17 protein-coding genes and 1 pseudogene are annotated in these 17,424 nt (G+C 76.3%); 6 read left to right on the top strand and 12 right to left on the bottom strand.

The genetic code is table 11. The features are described from left to right. The first annotated feature begins 144 nt into the window (after positions 1-144). From OG899_RS04580 to OG899_RS04590, 3 genes and pseudogenes are all read left to right on the top strand, one after another. The gene (locus tag OG899_RS04580; protein ID WP_125495972.1) at positions 145-885 is read left to right on the top strand and encodes an MgtC/SapB family protein; all 741 of its coding nucleotides are present in this window, start codon (positions 145-147) and stop codon (positions 883-885) included. 118 nt (positions 886-1,003) lie between these two features. Further along, positions 1,004-1,903 (top strand): annotated as a pseudogene (locus tag OG899_RS04585) (polysaccharide pyruvyl transferase family protein); the annotation flags it as partial. Positions 1,904-2,003: 100 nt separating this feature from the next. After that, complete coding sequence (locus OG899_RS04590; protein ID WP_125495970.1) at positions 2,004-2,318, top strand: DUF3040 domain-containing protein; 315 nt, start codon at positions 2,004-2,006, stop codon at positions 2,316-2,318. Positions 2,319-2,397: 79 nt separating this feature from the next. Here the strand turns inward: OG899_RS04590 and OG899_RS04595 are convergent, their stop codons facing one another. The 12 genes from OG899_RS04595 to OG899_RS04650 all read right to left on the bottom strand — a co-directional run bounded on the left by OG899_RS04595 (position 2,398) and on the right by OG899_RS04650 (position 15,062). Then, positions 2,398-3,294, bottom strand: a complete 897-nt coding sequence (locus OG899_RS04595; protein WP_125495969.1) for a glycosyltransferase family 2 protein — start codon at positions 3,292-3,294, stop codon at positions 2,398-2,400. Beyond that, positions 3,291-4,196, bottom strand: coding sequence for a glycosyltransferase family 2 protein (locus OG899_RS04600; protein WP_125495968.1), 906 nt, complete (start codon positions 4,194-4,196; stop codon positions 3,291-3,293). Before OG899_RS04600 ends, OG899_RS04595 begins: the two co-directional genes overlap by 4 nt. 19 nt (positions 4,197-4,215) lie before the next feature. Then, the gene (locus OG899_RS04605) at positions 4,216-5,229 is read right to left on the bottom strand and encodes a glycosyltransferase family 9 protein (protein WP_168130893.1); all 1,014 of its coding nucleotides are present in this window, start codon (positions 5,227-5,229) and stop codon (positions 4,216-4,218) included. Continuing rightward, positions 5,226-6,638 (bottom strand): D-glycero-beta-D-manno-heptose 1-phosphate adenylyltransferase, encoded by a 1,413-nt coding sequence (rfaE2, locus tag OG899_RS04610; RefSeq protein WP_125495966.1) that lies wholly within the window; start codon positions 6,636-6,638, stop codon positions 5,226-5,228. Before rfaE2 ends, OG899_RS04605 begins: the two co-directional genes overlap by 4 nt. Position 6,639: 1 nt before the next feature. After that, a complete protein-coding gene (locus OG899_RS04615) occupies positions 6,640-7,224 on the bottom strand; it encodes an SIS domain-containing protein (protein WP_125495965.1) in 585 nt (194 codons plus the stop codon). Positions 7,225-7,287: 63 nt separating this feature from the next. Continuing rightward, positions 7,288-8,511, bottom strand: a complete 1,224-nt coding sequence (locus tag OG899_RS04620) for a glycosyltransferase (protein WP_125495964.1) — start codon at positions 8,509-8,511, stop codon at positions 7,288-7,290. Then, entirely contained in the window at positions 8,508-9,461 is a 954-nt protein-coding gene (locus OG899_RS04625) for a glycosyltransferase (protein WP_406310911.1), read from the bottom strand. Before OG899_RS04625 ends, OG899_RS04620 begins: the two co-directional genes overlap by 4 nt. Further along, a complete protein-coding gene (locus OG899_RS04630; protein ID WP_406310912.1) occupies positions 9,458-10,453 on the bottom strand; it encodes a glycosyltransferase family 9 protein in 996 nt (331 codons plus the stop codon). Before OG899_RS04630 ends, OG899_RS04625 begins: the two co-directional genes overlap by 4 nt. Continuing rightward, positions 10,450-11,067 (bottom strand): HAD family hydrolase, encoded by a 618-nt coding sequence (locus tag OG899_RS04635; RefSeq protein WP_251504206.1) that lies wholly within the window; start codon positions 11,065-11,067, stop codon positions 10,450-10,452. The genes OG899_RS04630 and OG899_RS04635 overlap by 4 nt, the downstream gene beginning before the upstream one ends. Next, complete coding sequence (locus OG899_RS04640; RefSeq protein WP_125495960.1) at positions 11,064-12,119, bottom strand: glycosyltransferase family 2 protein; 1,056 nt, start codon at positions 12,117-12,119, stop codon at positions 11,064-11,066. Before OG899_RS04640 ends, OG899_RS04635 begins: the two co-directional genes overlap by 4 nt. Continuing rightward, a complete protein-coding gene (locus tag OG899_RS04645; protein WP_125495959.1) occupies positions 12,116-13,753 on the bottom strand; it encodes a carbamoyltransferase C-terminal domain-containing protein in 1,638 nt (545 codons plus the stop codon). The genes OG899_RS04640 and OG899_RS04645 overlap by 4 nt, the downstream gene beginning before the upstream one ends. Before the next feature lie 346 nt (positions 13,754-14,099). Then, complete coding sequence (locus tag OG899_RS04650) at positions 14,100-15,062, bottom strand: UDP-glucuronic acid decarboxylase family protein (RefSeq protein ID WP_229813975.1); 963 nt, start codon at positions 15,060-15,062, stop codon at positions 14,100-14,102. A 212-nt stretch (positions 15,063-15,274) separates the two neighbouring features. Between OG899_RS04650 and OG899_RS04655 the strand changes: the two genes are divergently transcribed. The 3 genes from OG899_RS04655 (at position 15,275) to OG899_RS04665 (ending at position 17,403) form a co-directional block, all read left to right on the top strand. Beyond that, positions 15,275-16,039, top strand: a complete 765-nt coding sequence (locus OG899_RS04655; protein ID WP_125496022.1) for a polysaccharide deacetylase family protein — start codon at positions 15,275-15,277, stop codon at positions 16,037-16,039. 85 nt (positions 16,040-16,124) lie between these two features. Further along, complete coding sequence (locus tag OG899_RS04660; RefSeq protein WP_125495957.1) at positions 16,125-16,565, top strand: SRPBCC family protein; 441 nt, start codon at positions 16,125-16,127, stop codon at positions 16,563-16,565. A 31-nt stretch (positions 16,566-16,596) separates the two neighbouring features. Beyond that, on the top strand, positions 16,597-17,403 hold the full coding sequence (locus OG899_RS04665; RefSeq protein WP_125495956.1) for a type 1 glutamine amidotransferase: 807 nt from the start codon (positions 16,597-16,599) through the stop codon (positions 17,401-17,403). The last annotated feature ends 21 nt before the right edge of the window (positions 17,404-17,424 follow it).

Genomic DNA, 17,424 nt, shown 5'->3' on the forward strand with positions numbered 1-17,424 from the left:
CCCCCTCAGCTGTGGCCGGGTCACCCGCACCCGCGGGGCCTCGGCGCCAGCCCGCGGGGCCGGGGCGCACCCCGGTCGCCTCACGCCGCCGGCGTCGCGGGACGGCCGACGGACGGCGCACGAGCGAGCGGCGAAGGGAGACGCATGCCGTGGCTTGCGGTTCCGTTGTGGGACGTGACCCAGGGACAGGGCCCGCGGCAGCTGGCCGAGCTGGGGCTCGCGCTGCTGCTGTCGAGTCTGATCGGCCTGGAGCGGGAGGCGCAGCAGAAGAGCGCCGGACTGCGCACCCACACCCTGGTCGGCGTCGCCAGCGCTTTGATGATGGAGGTGTCGCAGCACGGCTTTCTGCAGGTGCTGCACCTGGACAACGTCTCCTTCGACCCCTCCCGCGTGGCCGCGCAGATCGTCTCCGGCATCGGCTTCATCGGCGGTGGCCTGATCTTCGTGCGCCGGGACGCGGTGCGCGGGCTGACCACCGCCGCGACCGTCTGGCTGACCTGCGCGGTCGGCATGGCCTGCGGCGGCGGGCTGCCGATCCTCGCCCTGGCGGTCACCGCACTGCACTTCCTGGTGGTCCGCGGTTACGCCCCGCTGTCCCGCCGGCTCAGCGCCGCCACCACCCCGGCGACGGTGGAGCTGCGTCTGACGTATCTGACCGGGCAGGCCCTGCTGCCGCAGCTGATGCAGCTGTGCACCCGGCGGGGTTTCCGCATCCTGGAGGTCAGAGCCGACCGGCTGCCCCGGCACGCCGGCGCGGCCGCCCAGGTGCTGCTGCGTCTGGAGGGCACCGCGGACGCCGGCCGGCTGGCCTCCGAGCTGTTCCAGGACGAGAACGTGCTCGACGTGCAGCTGCGCCTGGGCGAGGAGGAGGCCGGCGACGCCTGAGCCGGGTCCGAGGGGCTCCGTGTGTGCGGTGACCCTGGGGTGACGTGTGGCCCCTGGGGTGAGGTGTGACCTCGCGGTGAGGTGTGACCCGTGCGGCCGGCGGGCACCCGGGGGCACTGTGCACGGACAGGAGGATGCCGCACGGACACTGCTCACCGGGTGGTTCTCCTTCCCCGACGGGGAGGCGACCGCCGGTGACGTGCTGGCGCTGCACCGGGTGGAGGACGTGCTGCGGCGAGCGGGGCTGCCCTACGACATCGCCTGGAGCCCCGGGTTCCGGCCCCGCGCGCTGCACCTGGACGAGGTGATGCCCGAGCGGTACGGGCAGCTGGTGTTCGTGTGCGGTCCGCTGCACGGGCCGCAGGTCGAACGGCTGCACCGCCGGTTCGCGCACTGTCTGCGGGTCGCGGTGGGCACCTCGGTGATCGACCCGGACGATGCCGCCGTCACCGGCTTCCACCATGTCGTCGCCCGGGACGCGCCCGGCGCCGACCCCCGACCGGACCTGGCCGCCCGCGCGCCCGCGCTGCCCGCCCGGCCCGTGGCCGGGGTGATCCTCACGCACGGCCAGCACGAGTACGGCGCGGCGCGCCGGCACGACCACGTCGCCCGGGAGCTGACCGCCTGGCTGCGCGGCAAGGACTGCGCGCGGCTGGAGCTGGAGACCCGGCTGGACACCCGTGACTGGCGGCTGTGCGCCACACCCGCCCAGCTGCAGTCCGTCCTGACCCGGCTGGACCTCGTGGTCACCGACCGGCTGCACGGCATGGTGCTCGCCCTGCGCACCGGCACGCCCGCGCTGGCCGTGGACCCGGTGGCGGGCGGCGCCAAGGTGAGCGCACAGGCCCGCGCCTGCGGCTGGCCCGCCCTGGTGCCCGCCGAACGCCTCGGACGGGACGAGCTGGACCGCTGGTGGCGCTGGTGCCTGACCTCGGGCCGGGTCGCCGCCCGGCAGGTGTGCGAGGAGTTCACGGGCGCCCAGCAGGACGGCGCCGAGGAGCTGCTGCGGGCGCTGCGGCCGCCTGCGCACCGGTTAGCCCGCAGGGGGCACGGGCACCCGGACCCCGACGCGACAGGCAGCTCGGTCCCCGCGCGGACCGGTCCCCTGAGGAGCAACAGTGTCGACGAGCAGACTTCCCGAGCACGAACAGCGGATCCTGGACGAGATCGAACGCGCGCTCAGCCGTGACCGCCGGCTCGCCCGGCGGCTGCGTCCGCCGCGCCGGCGTCGCCCGGATGTGTCGAAGGTGGCGCAGTGGGTGCCGCGGCCCTGGACCGCGGTGCTGCTCGTGCTGGTCAGCGCCGCGCTGCTGGCGGCCGGCATCGTCACCGACGATCCGGGGGTGATCTGGGCGTTCGCGGTGCTGTGGGCACCGGCGTCGTTCGCCGTGCTCCGGCTGCTGTGCCGGTGGTCGTCCGCGCGCGGCGGCTGAGCACTCGGCCCGGTGGTGGCGGGCCGGTCGCGGGCGCGTTCTTCACCGGGCCCGCGGAACGCCGTGCCGCCGGTGCGGCTCACCCCGTGTAACGGCGGGCCTTCGAGGTGCGCTGGCTGTCCTCCAGCGCCCGCAGCCGTTCCTCCACGTTCGGGGGCAGCACGCGCCGCTCGCGCACGATCCACGGCCAGGCGGCGGCCGCCTCGGCGAACGCCGTCACGGAGACGGCATCGCGCGGCACCGTGCGGGCCAGGTGCAGGGTGCGGCGCAGGGCGGGCCGGACGGGTCTGCGCAGCCAGGTGAACCACAGGGTGTTGCGGATGCCGTCCCGGCGGCGCCGTGTGGAGTCCCGGACGACGCTCGGGCAGTGGTGGACCGTCAGCTCCTCGGCGTAGGCCAGCCACCAGCCGTCCGCGGCCAGGTCGGCGGCGAGCAGCTCCTCCTCGCCGCCGAGCCACAGCCGGGGATGGAAGCCGCCGGCCCGCCGGAACGCCTCGGTGCGCAGGACCGTCGCCGCGGCGAGGAAGGACCCGAGGGCCGGGCCGGGCAGCCAGGACGGGCCGGGGACGGGCGAGGTGCGCAGTTCCTCGACGATCGGGTCCTCGGTGCCGTCCGGTTCGACGACGATGCGGGCGGTGACCGCGCCGAGCGCGGGGTGACGGTCGAGCAGGTCGGCCGCCGCGGACAGGGAACCCGGCGCCCACCAGGAGTCGTCGTCGCAGAACGCCACGTACGGGCTGCGCACCCGGCGCACCGCGAGGTTGCGGCCCACGGCGCCGAGGTTGCGGCCGGGGCGCACCAGGCGGACCTGCGGGTGGCGCAGGGCGACGGCGGTGGAGGTGCCGTCGGTGGAGGCGTTGTCGGTGACGAACACCTCGGGCTGCTCGGGCAGTTCGGCGAGCCGGTCGAGGGTGCGCAGCAGTTCGGGGCGCCGGTTGTGGGTGATGACCACGACGGTGGTGCGGGGGTCGTTCATGGGGTTCCGTCCAGAAGGCGTTCACGTGCGGGGAGCGTTCGGGAGGTCTCGTCCAGCAGCCGGGCGGCACGTTCGAGGTGCGGGGGCAGAAGGCGGCGGGCGCGCAGGGCGTGCGGCAGGCGGGCGAGCGTCTCGCGCAGGGCCTGCCGGGCCGCCGGGTCGTGGCGGGCGTCGGCGGCCAGGGCGCCGGTGCGGGCCAGGGCGCACGGCAGAGGGCGGCGCAGCCAGGCGGTGAGGGCCTCGTTGCGGCGGACCCGGGCGGACCGGCCGGTGCGGGGTCCGGGCGCCGGATGGTGGTGGGCGATCACGTCCGGGCAGTGGGTGACGCCCCAGCCGCGGGCGGCCAGGTCGTAGGCGAGCAGGGTCTCCTCGGCGCCGAAGAACAGCAGCGGGTGGAAGCCGCCGGCGTCCAGGTAGGCGGTGCGGCGCACCACGGCGGCGCAGGCGAGGAAGCCGAGGATCTGCGTGCCGGGCAGGTCGCTGACGTGGCCGAGCGGGGAGTGCGCGAGCACCTCGTCGATCGGGTCCTCCCGCTCGTCGGGGCCGACGAGGGTGCGGGCGGCGAGCAGGCCGAGCCTCGGGTGCTCGTCGAAGTGGCGGGCGGCGGCGGCCAGGGCGCCGGGCGCCCACCAGGAGTCGTCGTCGCAGAACGCCACGTACGGGGTGTGCAGGGCGCGGACACCGTGGGTGCGGGCCACCGCTCCTCGGTTGGAGGGCAGGGCGAGGACCCGCACCTGCGGGAAGTCACGGGCGAGGAGGGTGCGGGTGTCGTCGGTGGAGGCGTTGTCGGCCACCACGACCGGCGGCCGTTCGGGCAGCGCCAGCAGATGCCGCAGGGTGACGGCGAGGCGGGCCGAGCGGTCGCGGGTGGCGATGACCACGCCGACGGGTGCGTCGTCCATGGCGTCCTCCGGGACGGGCTCAGCCCGGTGGTGCCGGGGACGCGGGGACCGGCGGTGCGGGGAGCGTGTCGAGGGCGGCCAGGACCTCGTCGGGACGGATCTTCAGCAGGGCCGGGTCGGGACGGCGGCCGTGCGGGTCGCCCTCCGGGCCGTGCCACAGGGCGAGGTGGCACGGGTCGCCGGCGGGCGGGCCCCAGCGGCGGGGGGCGACCGGGCCGCACAGGGTCACCGAGGGGGTGGCGTGGGCGACGGCGAGGTGGGCGATGCCGGTGTCGCCGCTGACGACGGCGCGGGCGCCGGCCACCAGCGCCGACAGGCGGGCGAAGGGCAGGCCGCCGCCGAAGACGTCCGTGTCGGGCAGACGGGCCCGCTGGGCGAGGTCGGCGACGAGGCCGTCCTCGTCCGCTCCCCCGGTGACCACGACCCGGTGGCCGCGGGCGCGCAGCTCCTCGGCGACGACGGCGAACCGTTCGACGGGCCAGCGGCGGGCCGGGGATCCGGCCCCGGGGTGCACCACGACCGCGCCGGGGGCCGGGCCGGGGCCGGCGGGACGGGGCAGCCGCAGGTCCGCGGGGTCGGCGTGGAGGCCGTACCAGCGCAGCAGCCGGCACCAGCGGTCGCGTTCGTGCTCGTCGGCGTACCAGGGCGGGCCCGCGATGCCCGGGGTGCCGGGGTGGGCGAAGGCGAACAGCCGGCGCGGGTGCAGGGCGGCGAGCAGGCGGTGGCTGGGCGGGCCGTTGCCGTGCAGGTCGACGGCGACGTCCGGGGGCGGGCCGGTCCAGTGCAGGGTGCGCGGCACGGCGCGGCCGGGCGCGGCGGCGGGCAGCAGCCGGTCGACGGCGCCGGTGGCGGCGGCCGCCTCCCCCAGTTCGGCCGGTGCGGCGAGCACCACCCGGTGGCCGGGGAAGCCGCGGCACAGGGCGCGCAGCGCGGGCACGCCGGCGAGCAGGTCCCCGAGGCCGAGGGCGCGCAGCACCAGCACGGTGCGGGCGTGCTCCGGTGCCGTCGGTGCTGCCGGTGCCGTGCCGGTCATGACGCACCCCCGCCCGCGCGGGCCATCAGGGCGGTGGAGGAGCGGCCGTCGAGGTAGGGCAGCAGCACGGCCTGGCCGCCCCACTTCCTCAGCAGGGCCGCCTCGGGCAGGTCGGCGGCCGCGTAGTCCCCGCCCTTGACCCACACGTCCGGGCGGAGCCGGGACAGCAGCCGCTCGGGGGTGTCCTCGTCGAAGACGGCGACGGCGTCCACGCAGGACAGGGCGCGCAGCACACGGACCCGGTCGGCGAGCGGATTGACCGGCCGTCCCTCGCCCTTGCGACGGCGCACGGAGGCGTCGGAGTTGACGCACACCACGAGGCAGTCGCCGAGGCGCCGGGCCGCCTGGAGCAGGCCGACGTGTCCGGCGTGCAGCAGGTCGAAGCAGCCGCCCGCGGCGACGACGGTGCCGCCGGCCGCCCGGATGCGGGCGACGAGCGCCGCCGGGTCGTCGCAGGCCGGCGGTGCGGCGGGGGAACGCGGCGCACCACGGGTGCCGGCCAGGGCGCCCGCGCCGCCGGCGCCGACGAAGGCGGTCGCCTCACCGACCGCGCGTTCCACGGCCTCGCCGACCAGTGCGCCGTCGGCGAGCAGCCCGGCCGCGGTGGCCGCGAACCGGTCGCCCGCGCCGCAGGCGTCGCCGTGGTGGCCGGCGGGCGCGGGCACCAGCAGCGGGTGCTCCCCGTAGGACAGCAGGGCGCCGCGCGCACCGAGGGTGACGGCGACGGCGCCGGCCCGCCAGTGCCGCAGCAGGGCGGCGGCCTCCTCGGCGACGGCGCGCAACTCGGTGGCGGCCGAGGCGGCCTGGGGGGCCGTGCCGTCGGTCGCCCGGTCACCGGTCAGCGGTGCGGCGAAGGTGCGGGCCTCGGCACGGGCCGGGGTGACCAGGCGGGTGCCGGGCACCGGCGGGCCGCCGCGCGGGTGCGGGTCCCACACCACCGGGGTGCGCCCGCGCAGGTGCGGGCGCAGCACATCGACGGTGCCCCGGCCGTAGTCGGAGACGAGGACGGCGGGCGCGGCGGCGAGCACGGCGCGGGCGGCCGCGGTGGCCTCGCGGGCCCGGCCGTCCCCGCGGTCCAGGCGGGCCACGGGGCGGTCCTGGGCGAGGATGCGGGTCTTCTCCGGCAGGGCGCCGGTCATCGGCAGCGCGACCACCTCCAGCCAGGGCCGAAGCAGCCGGCGCAGGGTGCGGCCGGCCGGGCCGTCGTCCAGGCCGGTGATCAGGGTGACGTCGCGGCCGTCGCGGGCGGCCAGGTAGGCCGCCAGGGCGGCACCGCCGGGACGGGTGCGTTCGGTGCAGCCGGCGACCACCGGCACGGGTGCGTCCGGTGCGAGCCGGTCGGCGTGTCCGGTCAGGTCGCGGTCGAGCAGGGCGTCGCCGACCACGACCAGGGGAGACGTTCCCGCCATGTCACCTCCCGGTCCGCTCGAGGGCGGCGTCGAAGGCCGCGCAGATCATGTGCACCGCGACCAGGTGGAGTTCCTGCACGGTCGCGGTGGAGGACCCGGCCGCGCACAGCGCCTCGTCGCTGCCCGCGCTGAGCGGGTTGGGCGCGGGTCCGGTCAGCGCCCACACCCGCAGGCCGGCGGCGCGTCCGGCGTCGGCCGCGGACAGCAGGTTGGCGCTGGCGCCGCTGGTGGACAGCAGCATCAGCACGTCGCCGGGGCGGCCGTGGGCGCGCACCTGGCGGGCGAACACCTCGTGGACGCCGTAGTCGTTGGCGATGGCGGTGGTGGAGGAGGTGTCGGCGTGCAGGGCGATCGCTGAGTACGGCGGCCGGTCGTCGCGGTAGCGGCCGACGAGTTCGGCGGTCAGGTGCTGGGCCTGGGCCGCGCTGCCGCCGTTGCCGGCGGCCAGCAGCCGCCCGCCGCCGCCGAGGACGGCGGCCAGGTGCTCGCCCCAGCGCTGCGTGATGGGCGCGGACGCGCGGAAGCGGCCGAGGGCGAGCAGCAGTTCGTCGCAGTGTCCGGTGACGGCCGGTGACTCGACGCTCATGTTCGTCACCTCCGTGGGTCGGTGGGATGACGGGCGGTGCGCACGCGGGGCGGCGGTGGGCGCTCAGGCCACCTGCGGCCGCGGTGCGCTCTCGGCCGTCAGACGCCGGTAGACCTGCTCGACGCCGTCGGCGACGCGCGGCCAGGTGAAGCGGGCCAGGACCCGGGCGCGGCCCGCGCTGCCGCAGCGGCGGCGCATCCGGTCGCCGCCCAGCAGGTCGCGGACCGCGCGGGCGACCGCGTCCGGGTCGCCGGGGGTGACCAGGCGGCCGGTACGGCCGTCGGCGACGGAGTCGCGGTGGCCGCCGACGTCGGTGGCGACGACGGGCACCGCGCAGGCCATGGCCTCCAGCGGCACGATGCCGAACGGCTCGTACACCGGGGTGCACAGCACCAGGTCGGCGCTGCGCATCAGGGCGGGCATCCGGTCCGGGGCGACGGCGCCGAGCAGATGCACCCGGTCGCCGACACCGTGTTCCTCGGCGAGTGCCCTCAGCCGCCGGGCCTCGGGCTCGCCGTCCAGCTGTGCGGGCGGCGGGCCGCCGGCGACGAGGAGTTCGGTGTTCGGGATCCGGGTCAGGGCCCGGATCGCCAGGTCGTAGCCCTTGCGGGGGACCAGCCGGCCGCAGGCGAGCAGCCGGTGCCGTCGGGTGCGGCGGGGCGCGGGCGCGGCGGCGGGGTCGGCGCCGGGGTGGAAGCGGACGGGGTCGACGCCGCAGGGCACCACGGACATCCGGCGCGGGGAGACGCCCATCGCGGCGAGTTCGTGGACCTCGTCGGTGCAGGTGGCCAGGACCCGGTCGCAGGTGCGGCCGATCTGCCGTTCCACGGCGATGCGTTCGGGCGGGCTGGTGTCGGCGTCGCCCTGGTGCCGGCGCTTGACGGTGCCCAGGGCGTGGAAGGTCTGGACGACCGGGATGCCGTGCGGTCCCGCGCCGAGCAGGCAGGCCATGCCGGACATCCAGAAGTGGGCGTGCACCACGTCGGGCCGCTCACGGCGCCAGGCGCGCGCCAGGTACGCGCCGAAGTCGGGCATGTACGGGAACAGCTCGTCCTTGGGCAGCACCGTGGGCGGCCCGGCCGGCACATGCTCCACGACGCCGCCGCCGGGCAGCGGCACCCGGTCCGGCAGTGCGGCGTCGTCGCGCCGGGTGTACACGGTCACCTCGTGCCCGCGGCGCGCCAGTTCCTCGGTGAGCCGGGCGACGTAGACGTTCTGGCCGCCGGCGTCGACCCCGCCGATGACGGCGAGCGGGCTGGCGTGCTCGGACACCATGGCGATCCTCATCGGGTCACCTCCTTCAGCAGCCGCTCCCAGTCGTCCAGGAAGCGGGTGAGCCCGTAGCGGGCGAGCGCGGCGGCGCGTGCGCCCTCGCCGGCCGTGCGGGCGAGCAGCGGGTCGGCGACGAAGTCGCGGACGGCGTCGGTGAGGACGTCGACGCGGTTGGAGACCACCCCGGCGCCCGGCGGGACCGCCTCGACGACCTCGGTGGTGGCGAGCGCGACGACCGGCATGCCCAGGTGCATGGCCTCCAGCAGGGACAGCCCGAGGGAGGTCCAGCGCACCGGGTGGACGTACACGCGGCGGCGGGCCATGGCGCGGTGCAGGTCGCGCTGGACCAGTTCGTGGCTGCGGCACCGTTCGGGCGGCAGGCCGAGGTGGTCGGCCAGGCCGTCGGTGCGCATGCCGAACACGTCGAGGGGGGCGGCCCGGGCGAAGGCGGGCAGCAGGTCGGTACCGGTGGTGCGGCCGCGCCGGACCGGTTCGTTGACGACGACGGCGGCGTGCGGCAGTTCGCCGGTCCACAGCGGGCCGGGGTCGACGATGCCGTGCTCGATGACGACGGTCTCGGCGCCGCCCGCGTCCCACATCAGCCGGTTGAAGTGGGTGACGTGGACCAGCGGGATGTCGCCGGGCAGGTCGGCGACCGGGTGGCGGGTGTCGGGCACGTCGCCGTGCGGGGCGTTGTGCTCGAGGTACACCATCGGCGGGGTGCGGCCGAGCCAGCGCCGGACGAGGTCGTGTTCGTGGGGGCGTTGCAGGACGACGACGTCGATGCCGGCGTCGCGCAGCCGCTCCGGCGGGAGTTCGATCACCGACGCGGGCCAGTCGAAGGTGCGGGCGCGGCCGAGGCCGTCGGGTCCGCGGTCGGGGGTGACGGGCACGACGTAGGTGTGGGGGCCCTGGACGAACGCGGTGGTCCAGGAGCCGTGCACGTGCCAGATGAGGATCCTCATGCCGACATCACCTTCTCCACGGCGGCGAGCACGTCCTCGGCGGTCACCGACTCCAGGCAGGGGTGCCCGGGCACCGGGCAGATCCGGGCGCGGCTGTCCGCGCACGGGGCGTTCTGGTCGCCGAGCAGCACGTGCGGCACGCCGTAGGGCCGCCAGCGTTCGGCGGGCACGACCGGGGCGAACAGGGAGACGACCGGGGTGCCCACGGCGGCGGCCAGGTGGGCGGGGCCGGTGTTGCCGGTGACGACGGCGCGGGCCCCGGCGAGCACGCCGGCCAGCTCGGCGGCGTCGGTGCGGCCGCCGAGGTCGAGGGCCGGCTCTCCGGCGACGAGCGCGGTCAGGTCCCGCTCTCCCCTGCCGCCGGTGACCACCACGCGGTGCCCGGCGGCGGTCAGGGCGCGCACGGCCTCCTGGCAGCGGCGGGCGCTCCAGGCGCGGGCGGGGACGCTGGCGCCCGGGTGCAGCACGACGTACGGTTCGGGGCCGGTGAGCCGGGTGGTCGCGGGCGGGGGCAGCACCCGCAGCCGGCCGTCGTCGACGCGCGGGAACCCGGCGGCGCCGGCGAGGTCGAGTCCGGCCTCGGCCTCGTGGGCGTGCGGGGCACGGCGGTGGCGGACGTCGAGCAGGGAGCCGGGGTAGTCCTCGCTGTCCGCGGCGATGTGCCCGACGCCGGCCATGCGCAGCAGCAGCGCGGTGGGCAGCGGCGACTGGTGGAAGGAGGTCAGCACCAGCGCGCTGTCGGCCTCCACGGCGGCGAGGGCGTCGACCAGTTTGTCGACCGAGGCGCGCTCGACGGGCGGCGGTTCGAACCCGGCCCACGGTGCGTCCCAGACGAGGATGTCGTCGACGCCGGGCAGCAGCCGTGCCGCGGGTTCGCCGCGCGGCCCGCACAGCAGGGTGACGTGCTCGGCGCGGGCGGCGACGGCCCGCACGGTGGGGCCGGCGAGCAGCACGTCGCCGAAGCTGTCCAGGCGGGTGACGATCGTCTTCATCGCACCCTCCGTCCGGTGTCGTACGCCACCGGCACGCGCCCGGCCGGTGCCGTTGCGCGGTCCTCGTCGGGGCGGCGGGAGAAGTCCCAGGGCGGGGGCCCGGTGAGCACGGCGCGGACGGCGGCCGGCAGGTCGGGGGCGACATGGCGGGCGGCGGCGGTCTCCTCGGGGCGGGTGGCCGCGGTGGGCACCAGGATGCCCTCGGCGCCGGCCCGGCGGGCCGCCTCCAGGTCGGCGCCGATGTCGCCGATCACCACGATGTCCTCGGGCGCGGTGCACAGCCGGCCCGCCGCCCACAGGATCAGACCGGGCCGCGGTTTGCGGCAGCGGCAGCCGTCGCCGGGGCCGTGCGGGCACACGGCCCACACGTCGAAGGGGCCCAGCAGTGCGTCGATGCGCTCGTTGACGCGGCGCACGTCGGCGGTGCCGATCAGCCCGCGGGCCACCCCGGACTGGTTGGTGACCACGCCGGTGCCGATGCCCGCGTCCCGCAGCAGCCGGACCGCCTCGCGGGCGCCGGCGACGGGGCGGACCCGGGCGGGGTCGCCGTTGTAGGGGACGTCCTCGACGAGGGTGCCGTCGCGGTCGAACAGCACCGCCTGGATCCGGTTCACGGCGCCACCTCCTGCCAGGCGGGGGCGGCCCGGTGCCGCCACAGGCCGCTGAGCCAGTACCAGGTCGCGGCGGGCGGGATGAGCACACTGGTGACGATCATGGTGGTCACCTCGTGCCGGGTGCGCGGCCCGGGGGCGATGCGCGCCCAGGCGAACTCGGCGGTGCCGGCCGCCCAGCCCAGGCCGGCGGCTGCGGCGAGCCGGGGCCGGCGGGCGGCGGCCAGCGCGCAGGCGGCGGCGCCGGCGGCGGTGACCGCGAGGTGGGCGCGGATGCGGCCGCGCGGTGCGCACGCCTTGCGCCACCAGTCGGGGCCGTGCAGACGGACCATCAGGGCGTCGTCGGCGTTGCCGCGCTGGGCGTGCAGCGACACCCAGCGGTCGGCCGGGCGGACGGGGTGGCGGGTGGTGCGGCGGCCCCGGCGGATGCGCCAGCCGGCGTCCATGACCCGCAGCGCCAGGTCGGCGTCCTCGCGGAAGGCACGCCGGAAGCGTTCGTCGAACCCGGCGACCTGCCGCAGCGCGGCGGTGCGGTAGGCCATGTCGGCGGTGATCCAGCGGGCCCGGGCGAGGCCGGCGGTGCCGCGTTCGAAGTCGGTGGGGTGGCGTTCGCCGGGCAGCGGCACGGCGATGACGCCCTGCACGGCGGCGGTGTCGTCGCTCGCCTCGGCGAGGTCCTGCACCAGTTGCGCGCACCAGTGCGGGCCGACCTGGACGTCGTCGTCGAGGAAGGCCACCCAGGGCGTGGTGACCGCGCGCAGCCCGGTGTTGCGGGCGGCGGCCGGGCCCCGGCCGCCGCTGGTGAGCACGGTGGTGCGGTCCCTCAGGTCGCCGAGGACGCTCAGCGGGTGCTCCAGGGCGGCGGGGTCGGGGTCGGACCGGTCGTCCACGACGACGATCTCCTCCGGCCGCGGACCGGTGGCGGCGGCCAGCGCGGCCAGGCAGTCGGCGAGCGTGTCCCGGGCCAGGGTGGGGATCACCACGGCGTAGGCGGGGCCGTCGGCCGTCCGGTGGGGCGGGCCGGTCGTGCGGCGGTCGTGGTCGGTGCGGGTCATGCGTACGCCCTCCCCCTGCGCACCGCGAAGGGGCCGATCGCCAGCAGGTCGACGGGGGCGGACCCGAAGCACTCCAGGGCGTCGCGCGGGTCGTCGACCATGGGCCGGCCGGCGGTGTTCAGGCTGGTGTTGACGACGACGGGCAGGCCGGTGCGCTGCTCGAAGCCGTGCAGCATCCGGGCGACGAGCGGCTCGCGGCGCTCGTCGACGGTCTGGATGCGGGCGGTGCCGTCGACGTGCACCACGGCGGGGATGCGGTCCCGCCAGGCGGGGCGCACGTCGTGCACGAAGAGCATGTACGGGCTGGGCAGCGGGCCGTCGAACAGCTCGGCGGCACGGTCGGCCAGCACCATCGGGGCCACCGGCCGGAACTCCTCGCGTCCCTTGACCCGGTTGAGGCGGTCGAGGTTGGCGGCACGGCCCGGGTGGGCGAGCAGCGAGCGGTGGCCGAGAGCGCGCGGGCCGTACTCGCTGCGCCCCTGGAACCAGGCGACGATGCCGTCCCGGGCGAGTTCCTCGGCGACCGTCTCGGCGATGTCCGCGGGCCGCTCGTAGGGGACGGCGGCCGCCTCGAGCCACTGCCGCAATTCCTCGTCGCTCCAGCCGCGGCCGAGGTCGGCCCCCGGCATGGGCTCGGGCACGACGCCCTCGCTCGCGCTCAGGTACAGGGCGCCGCCGAGTGCGGTGCCCGCGTCACCGGCGGCGGGCTGCACCCACACGTGCCGGTACGGGCCCTTCGCGGCGATCCTGGCGTTGGCGACGCAGTTCAGGGCGACGCCGCCGGCCAGGGTGAGGGCCTCGCCGCCGGCCTCGCGGTGCAGCCAGTGCACGAGGTCCAGCAGCACCTCCTCCAGGGCGGCCTGGCAGCTGGCGGCGAGGTCGGCGTGCTCCCGGGTCCACGGCTCGCCCGGGGCGCGCGGCGGGGCGAGGGCGGCCCAGTCGACGCCGTGGGCGCAGAAGCCGCCGTCGCCGGTGGCGTGCACCTGCTGGCGCAGCCGGGGCAGGAGGCGGGGCGTGCCGTAGGAGGCGAGCGCCATGACCTTGTACTCGTCGCTGCTGCGCAGGAAGCCGAGGTGCTCGGTGAGTTCCTCGTAGACCAGGCCGAGGGAGTGCGGCAGGGCCTGGGCGGCGAGCACGTCGAGCTTGCCGTCGTGGAAGCGTCCGGCCAGGTGGGAGGCGGCCTCGCCGCGCCCGTCCAGCACCAGGACGGCGCTGTCGGGGTACGGGGAGGCGGGGCCGGCGGACGCGGCGTGGGCGATGTGGTGCGGGACGAAGACGACCTTGGCCGGGTCGAGTCCGGGCAGCGCCTCGGCGAGGAAAGCGGGGGCGCGCCGGGCGTACTCCAGGCGCAGCGGGTCCCACGGATCGAACAGGCCCATCTCGCGGGCCGGGCGGGCCAGGGCGGGGTCGAAGGAGTAGGTGACGGCGTCCAGCTTCTCCGGGGTGAGGCCGGCGTGCTCCAGGCACCAGCGGGCGGAGAGTTCGGGCAGCTCCCACGCGGAGAACGGCACCGGGCGTTTGCCGTGCTTGCGCCGGCTGAAGCGCTCTTCCTCGCCGGCCGCGACCGTACGGCCGTCGACGACGAGGGCGGCGGCCGGGTCGTGGAACAGGGCGTTGACACCGAGGATGCGCATGGGCGGCTCCGTCCGGTTCTGCGGTGGCCCGGCGGGAGGGCCGTCGGTCACTTCGGGCATCTGGGTGCCGCGCTGCGGCTGTCGCAAACACGTGAAGCCAACTGCGGCCCGCCCGGGTCGTACCGGCGCGTAGGGCACGCAGGCGGTCACCTACGGTGAGAGTCGCTGGTGGGACGGGGGCGGTACGGTTCAGGTCGCTGCGGTCTGCTGCACGCGACCGGAGTGCGGATGCGGGCGTGCCCCGCGCGCCCGGTGCGGGGCACGCGGCCCCCGTGGCGGGGTGTTCCGAGGGCTCGGGTGGCCGCTTCGGTGACGGCCGAGGCGGGGCCGCGACGGCTCCGGTGGCTCAGGCGGCCGCGGCGCGGGCGAACCAGCCGACGGTGTGCCGCAGCCCCTCCGTCCAGTCCACGCGGGGCGACCAGCCCAGCCTCTCGCGGGCGAGCCGGGTGTCGGGGCGGCGCCGGCCGGGGTCGTCGACGGGTCGGCCGACGAACCGGATCCGGGAGCGGGACCCGGTCAGCTCCACGATGCGGCGGGCCAGCTCCAGCATGGTGATCTCGTCCTCGCCGCCGATGTTGACCGGCCCCGTCTCGTCGGAGGCGACCAGGGCGAGAAGACCGTCGACCGTGTCGTCCACGTAGCACAGCGACCGTGTCTGGCTGCCGTCCCCGGCGACGGTGAGCGGGGCGCCGGCCAGGGCCTGGGAGATGAACGTGGGCACGGCGCGGCCGTCGCCGCTGCGCATCCGGGGGCCGTAGGTGTTGAAGATGCGCACGATGGCGGTGTCGGTGCCGTGGACCGCGCGGTGCGCGGTGACCAGTGCCTCGGCGAAGCGTTTCGACTCGTCGTAGACGCTGCGGGGGCCTACGGGGTTGACGTTGCCCCAGTAGGTTTCGCGCTGCGGGTGTTCCAGCGGATCGCCGTAGACCTCGGAGGTGGAGGTCAGCAGGAAGCGGGCGCCGTCGGCGCGGGCGCGTTCCAGGGCGTTGCGGGTGCCGGTGCTGCCGGCGTCGAGGGTTTCCAGCGGCAGGCGCAGATAGTCGGCGGGCGAGGCGGGGCAGGCCAGGTGCAGCACCAGGTCGAAGCGGCCGGGCAGGGTGCGTATCGCCCGGGTGTCGGTCGCGTCGGCCCGGACGAAGCGGAAACCCGGCCGCCGCTCCAGGGCGGCGATGTTGGTGTACGCGCCGGTGCACAGGTTGTCCAGGCAGACGACGTCGGTTCCGGCCTCGAGCAGCCGTTCGCACAGATGGGATCCCACGAAGCCGGCTCCGCCGGTGACCAGGGCCCGGCGCCAGATGCGTCCGCTCACGGGGCTCTCCTCCCTCTCGCCGACAGGTGCATGTCGGCCTGAGTAACCCGGTGATCGGGCGGCACACATCGAGGTGGCGGGACCGGTCCGGTGCCCCGCACGGACGCGGGCACGATGGATCCGCCTCTGTGCACCCCCTCTCTACACCCCTTGTATACATGCCGTGTATACACGCCGTGTATAGTCCCGGCATGCCTGAAGCGATCAAGAGGATGAAGAAATCGGGGACGCGGTTGCGCGGATGGGCGGCCGTGGCCGCGGCGGTCGGTGTGACCCTCACGCTCGGCGGCTGCACACGCGTCGTGACCACCTCGCCGAGCGACGCCCGCGCGCACGCGGCGGCGGGGGCACCGGCCGCGTTCGGCACGGTGGACTGCCGTCACGCCAAGTGTGTCGCGCTCACCTTCGACGCCGGCCCGAGCCAGAACTCACCCAGGCTGCTGGACATCCTCAAGGAGAAGAAGGTCCCGGCGACGTTCTTCCTCCTCGGCAAGCGGCACATCGAGACATACCCGGACCTGGTCAAGCGGATGGCGGCGGAGGGCCACGAGGTGGCCAGCCACACCTGGGACCACCAGATACTCACCGAGCTGTCCGACGACCGGATACGGGACGAACTGCGCCGCCCCAACGAGGCGATCAAGCGTCTGACCGGCCGCACGCCGGTGCTGATGCGTCCCCCGCAGGGCCGGACCAACGACGCCGTGCAGCGGATCTGCAAGGAGATGGGCATGGCCGAGGTCCTGTGGAGCGTGACGGCCAAGGACTACCAGACCGACGACTCCGCCCTCATCACCAGGCGGGTCCTCGACCAGGTCGATCGCGACGGCATCATCCTGCTGCACGACATCTACCCGGGCACGGTGCCGGCCGTCCCCGGCATCATCGACGCGCTCGAGGGGCGCGGCTACACCTTCGTGACGGTGCCCCAGCTGCTCGCTCCGGGCAAGCCGCAGCCCGGCGCGGTGTACCGGTGACCGTGACCGTGACCGTAGCCGACCGCGCCGTGCGAGCCGCGTGTGAACGGGTCCACGACGGGCTCGCCGTGCCTACGATCATCCCGTGGTCGACTTCTTCCTCGAACGCACGGCACCGCTCCCGCTCGACGAAGCCTGGCGGCGCCTCACCCGGTGGGAACGGCACGCCGACGCCGTGCCGCTGACCCGGATCACCGTGTCGACGCCGGGACCGACCGGCGTGGGCACACGCTTCGTGGCGCGCACGGGGATCGGGCCGTTCGGTTTCGCCGATCCGATGGAGGTGACGCTGTGGCGTCCCCCGGCCGACGGCGAGCCGGGCCTGTGCCGGCTGGAGAAACGCGGACGTGTGGTGCTGGGCCGGGCGGAACTGGAGGTGGTTCCGGGCCCCGGGGGCCGCAGCAGGGTGCGCTGGCGCGAGGAACTGCGGGTGCGCGGGCTGCCGTCCGCGACCGACCCGTTGCTGCACCGCGCCGCCCTGACCCTGTTCGGACGGGTGGTCAACCGGCTGCTGCGCACCCCGTGATCGCCGCCCGCGCCGCCGCTACGATCGACGCATGGAGATACGGCCCGCAGCCTCGCACGCCGTGACCAACCCACGGGTCCCTTCCGCGCCGTGTGCCGGACACGACGACGGTGACACGCCCGCGCCGGCCGTGCTGGTGGTGCAGAACAGCGCCCACTCGGGCCCCGGACGGTGGGAGCGGTGGCTGGCCGAGGGCGGTGTGCGGGTGGACGTCGTCCGCGGGGACCTCGGGCAACCGCTGCCCGGCCGGCTGACGGAACACGGCGGGCTGATCGTGCTGGGCGGTGCCCTGCTCCCGGACGACGACGAACGGGCGCCGTGGCTGGCACCCACGCGGGCCCTGATGCGGCAGGCGCTGGACACCGGCGTCCCGGTGTTCGGCATCTGCCTGGGCGGACAGATGCTCGCCCAGGTGGCGGGCGGTGCGGTCGAACGGGACCACGGGGAGCCGGAGTTCGGCAGCACTCCGCTGACGCTGCGCCACGAGGCGGCCGACGACCCGTTGTTCGCGCGGCTTCCCGAGCGGGTTCCGGCCATCGAGAACCATGTGGACGCGATCGTGCGGCTGCCGGCGGGCGCCCGGTGGCTGGCCTCCAGCGAGCGGTGCCCGTACCAGGCGTTCCGTGTCGGGGACGCGGCCTGGGGCGTGCAGTTCCATCCCGAGGGCGACCCGGAGCGCATCGCCGGCTGGTACGAGGAGCGGCTGGCGCGCCACGGTGTGGACCGCGAGGCCCTGCACCGGGCGGCGGTGCGGGACGACGCGGCCGCCGCACCGGTGTGGCGGACGGTGGCCCGGCGGTTCGCCGCCGTCGTGCGGGCCGGGCGGCGGGCGGCGTGACACACCTGCCTCCCTCGTGAC

Origin of the sequence: Streptomyces thermoviolaceus, from assembly GCF_045209695.1 — a bacterium.
Lineage (GTDB): Bacteria > Actinomycetota > Actinomycetes > Streptomycetales > Streptomycetaceae > Streptomyces > Streptomyces thermoviolaceus.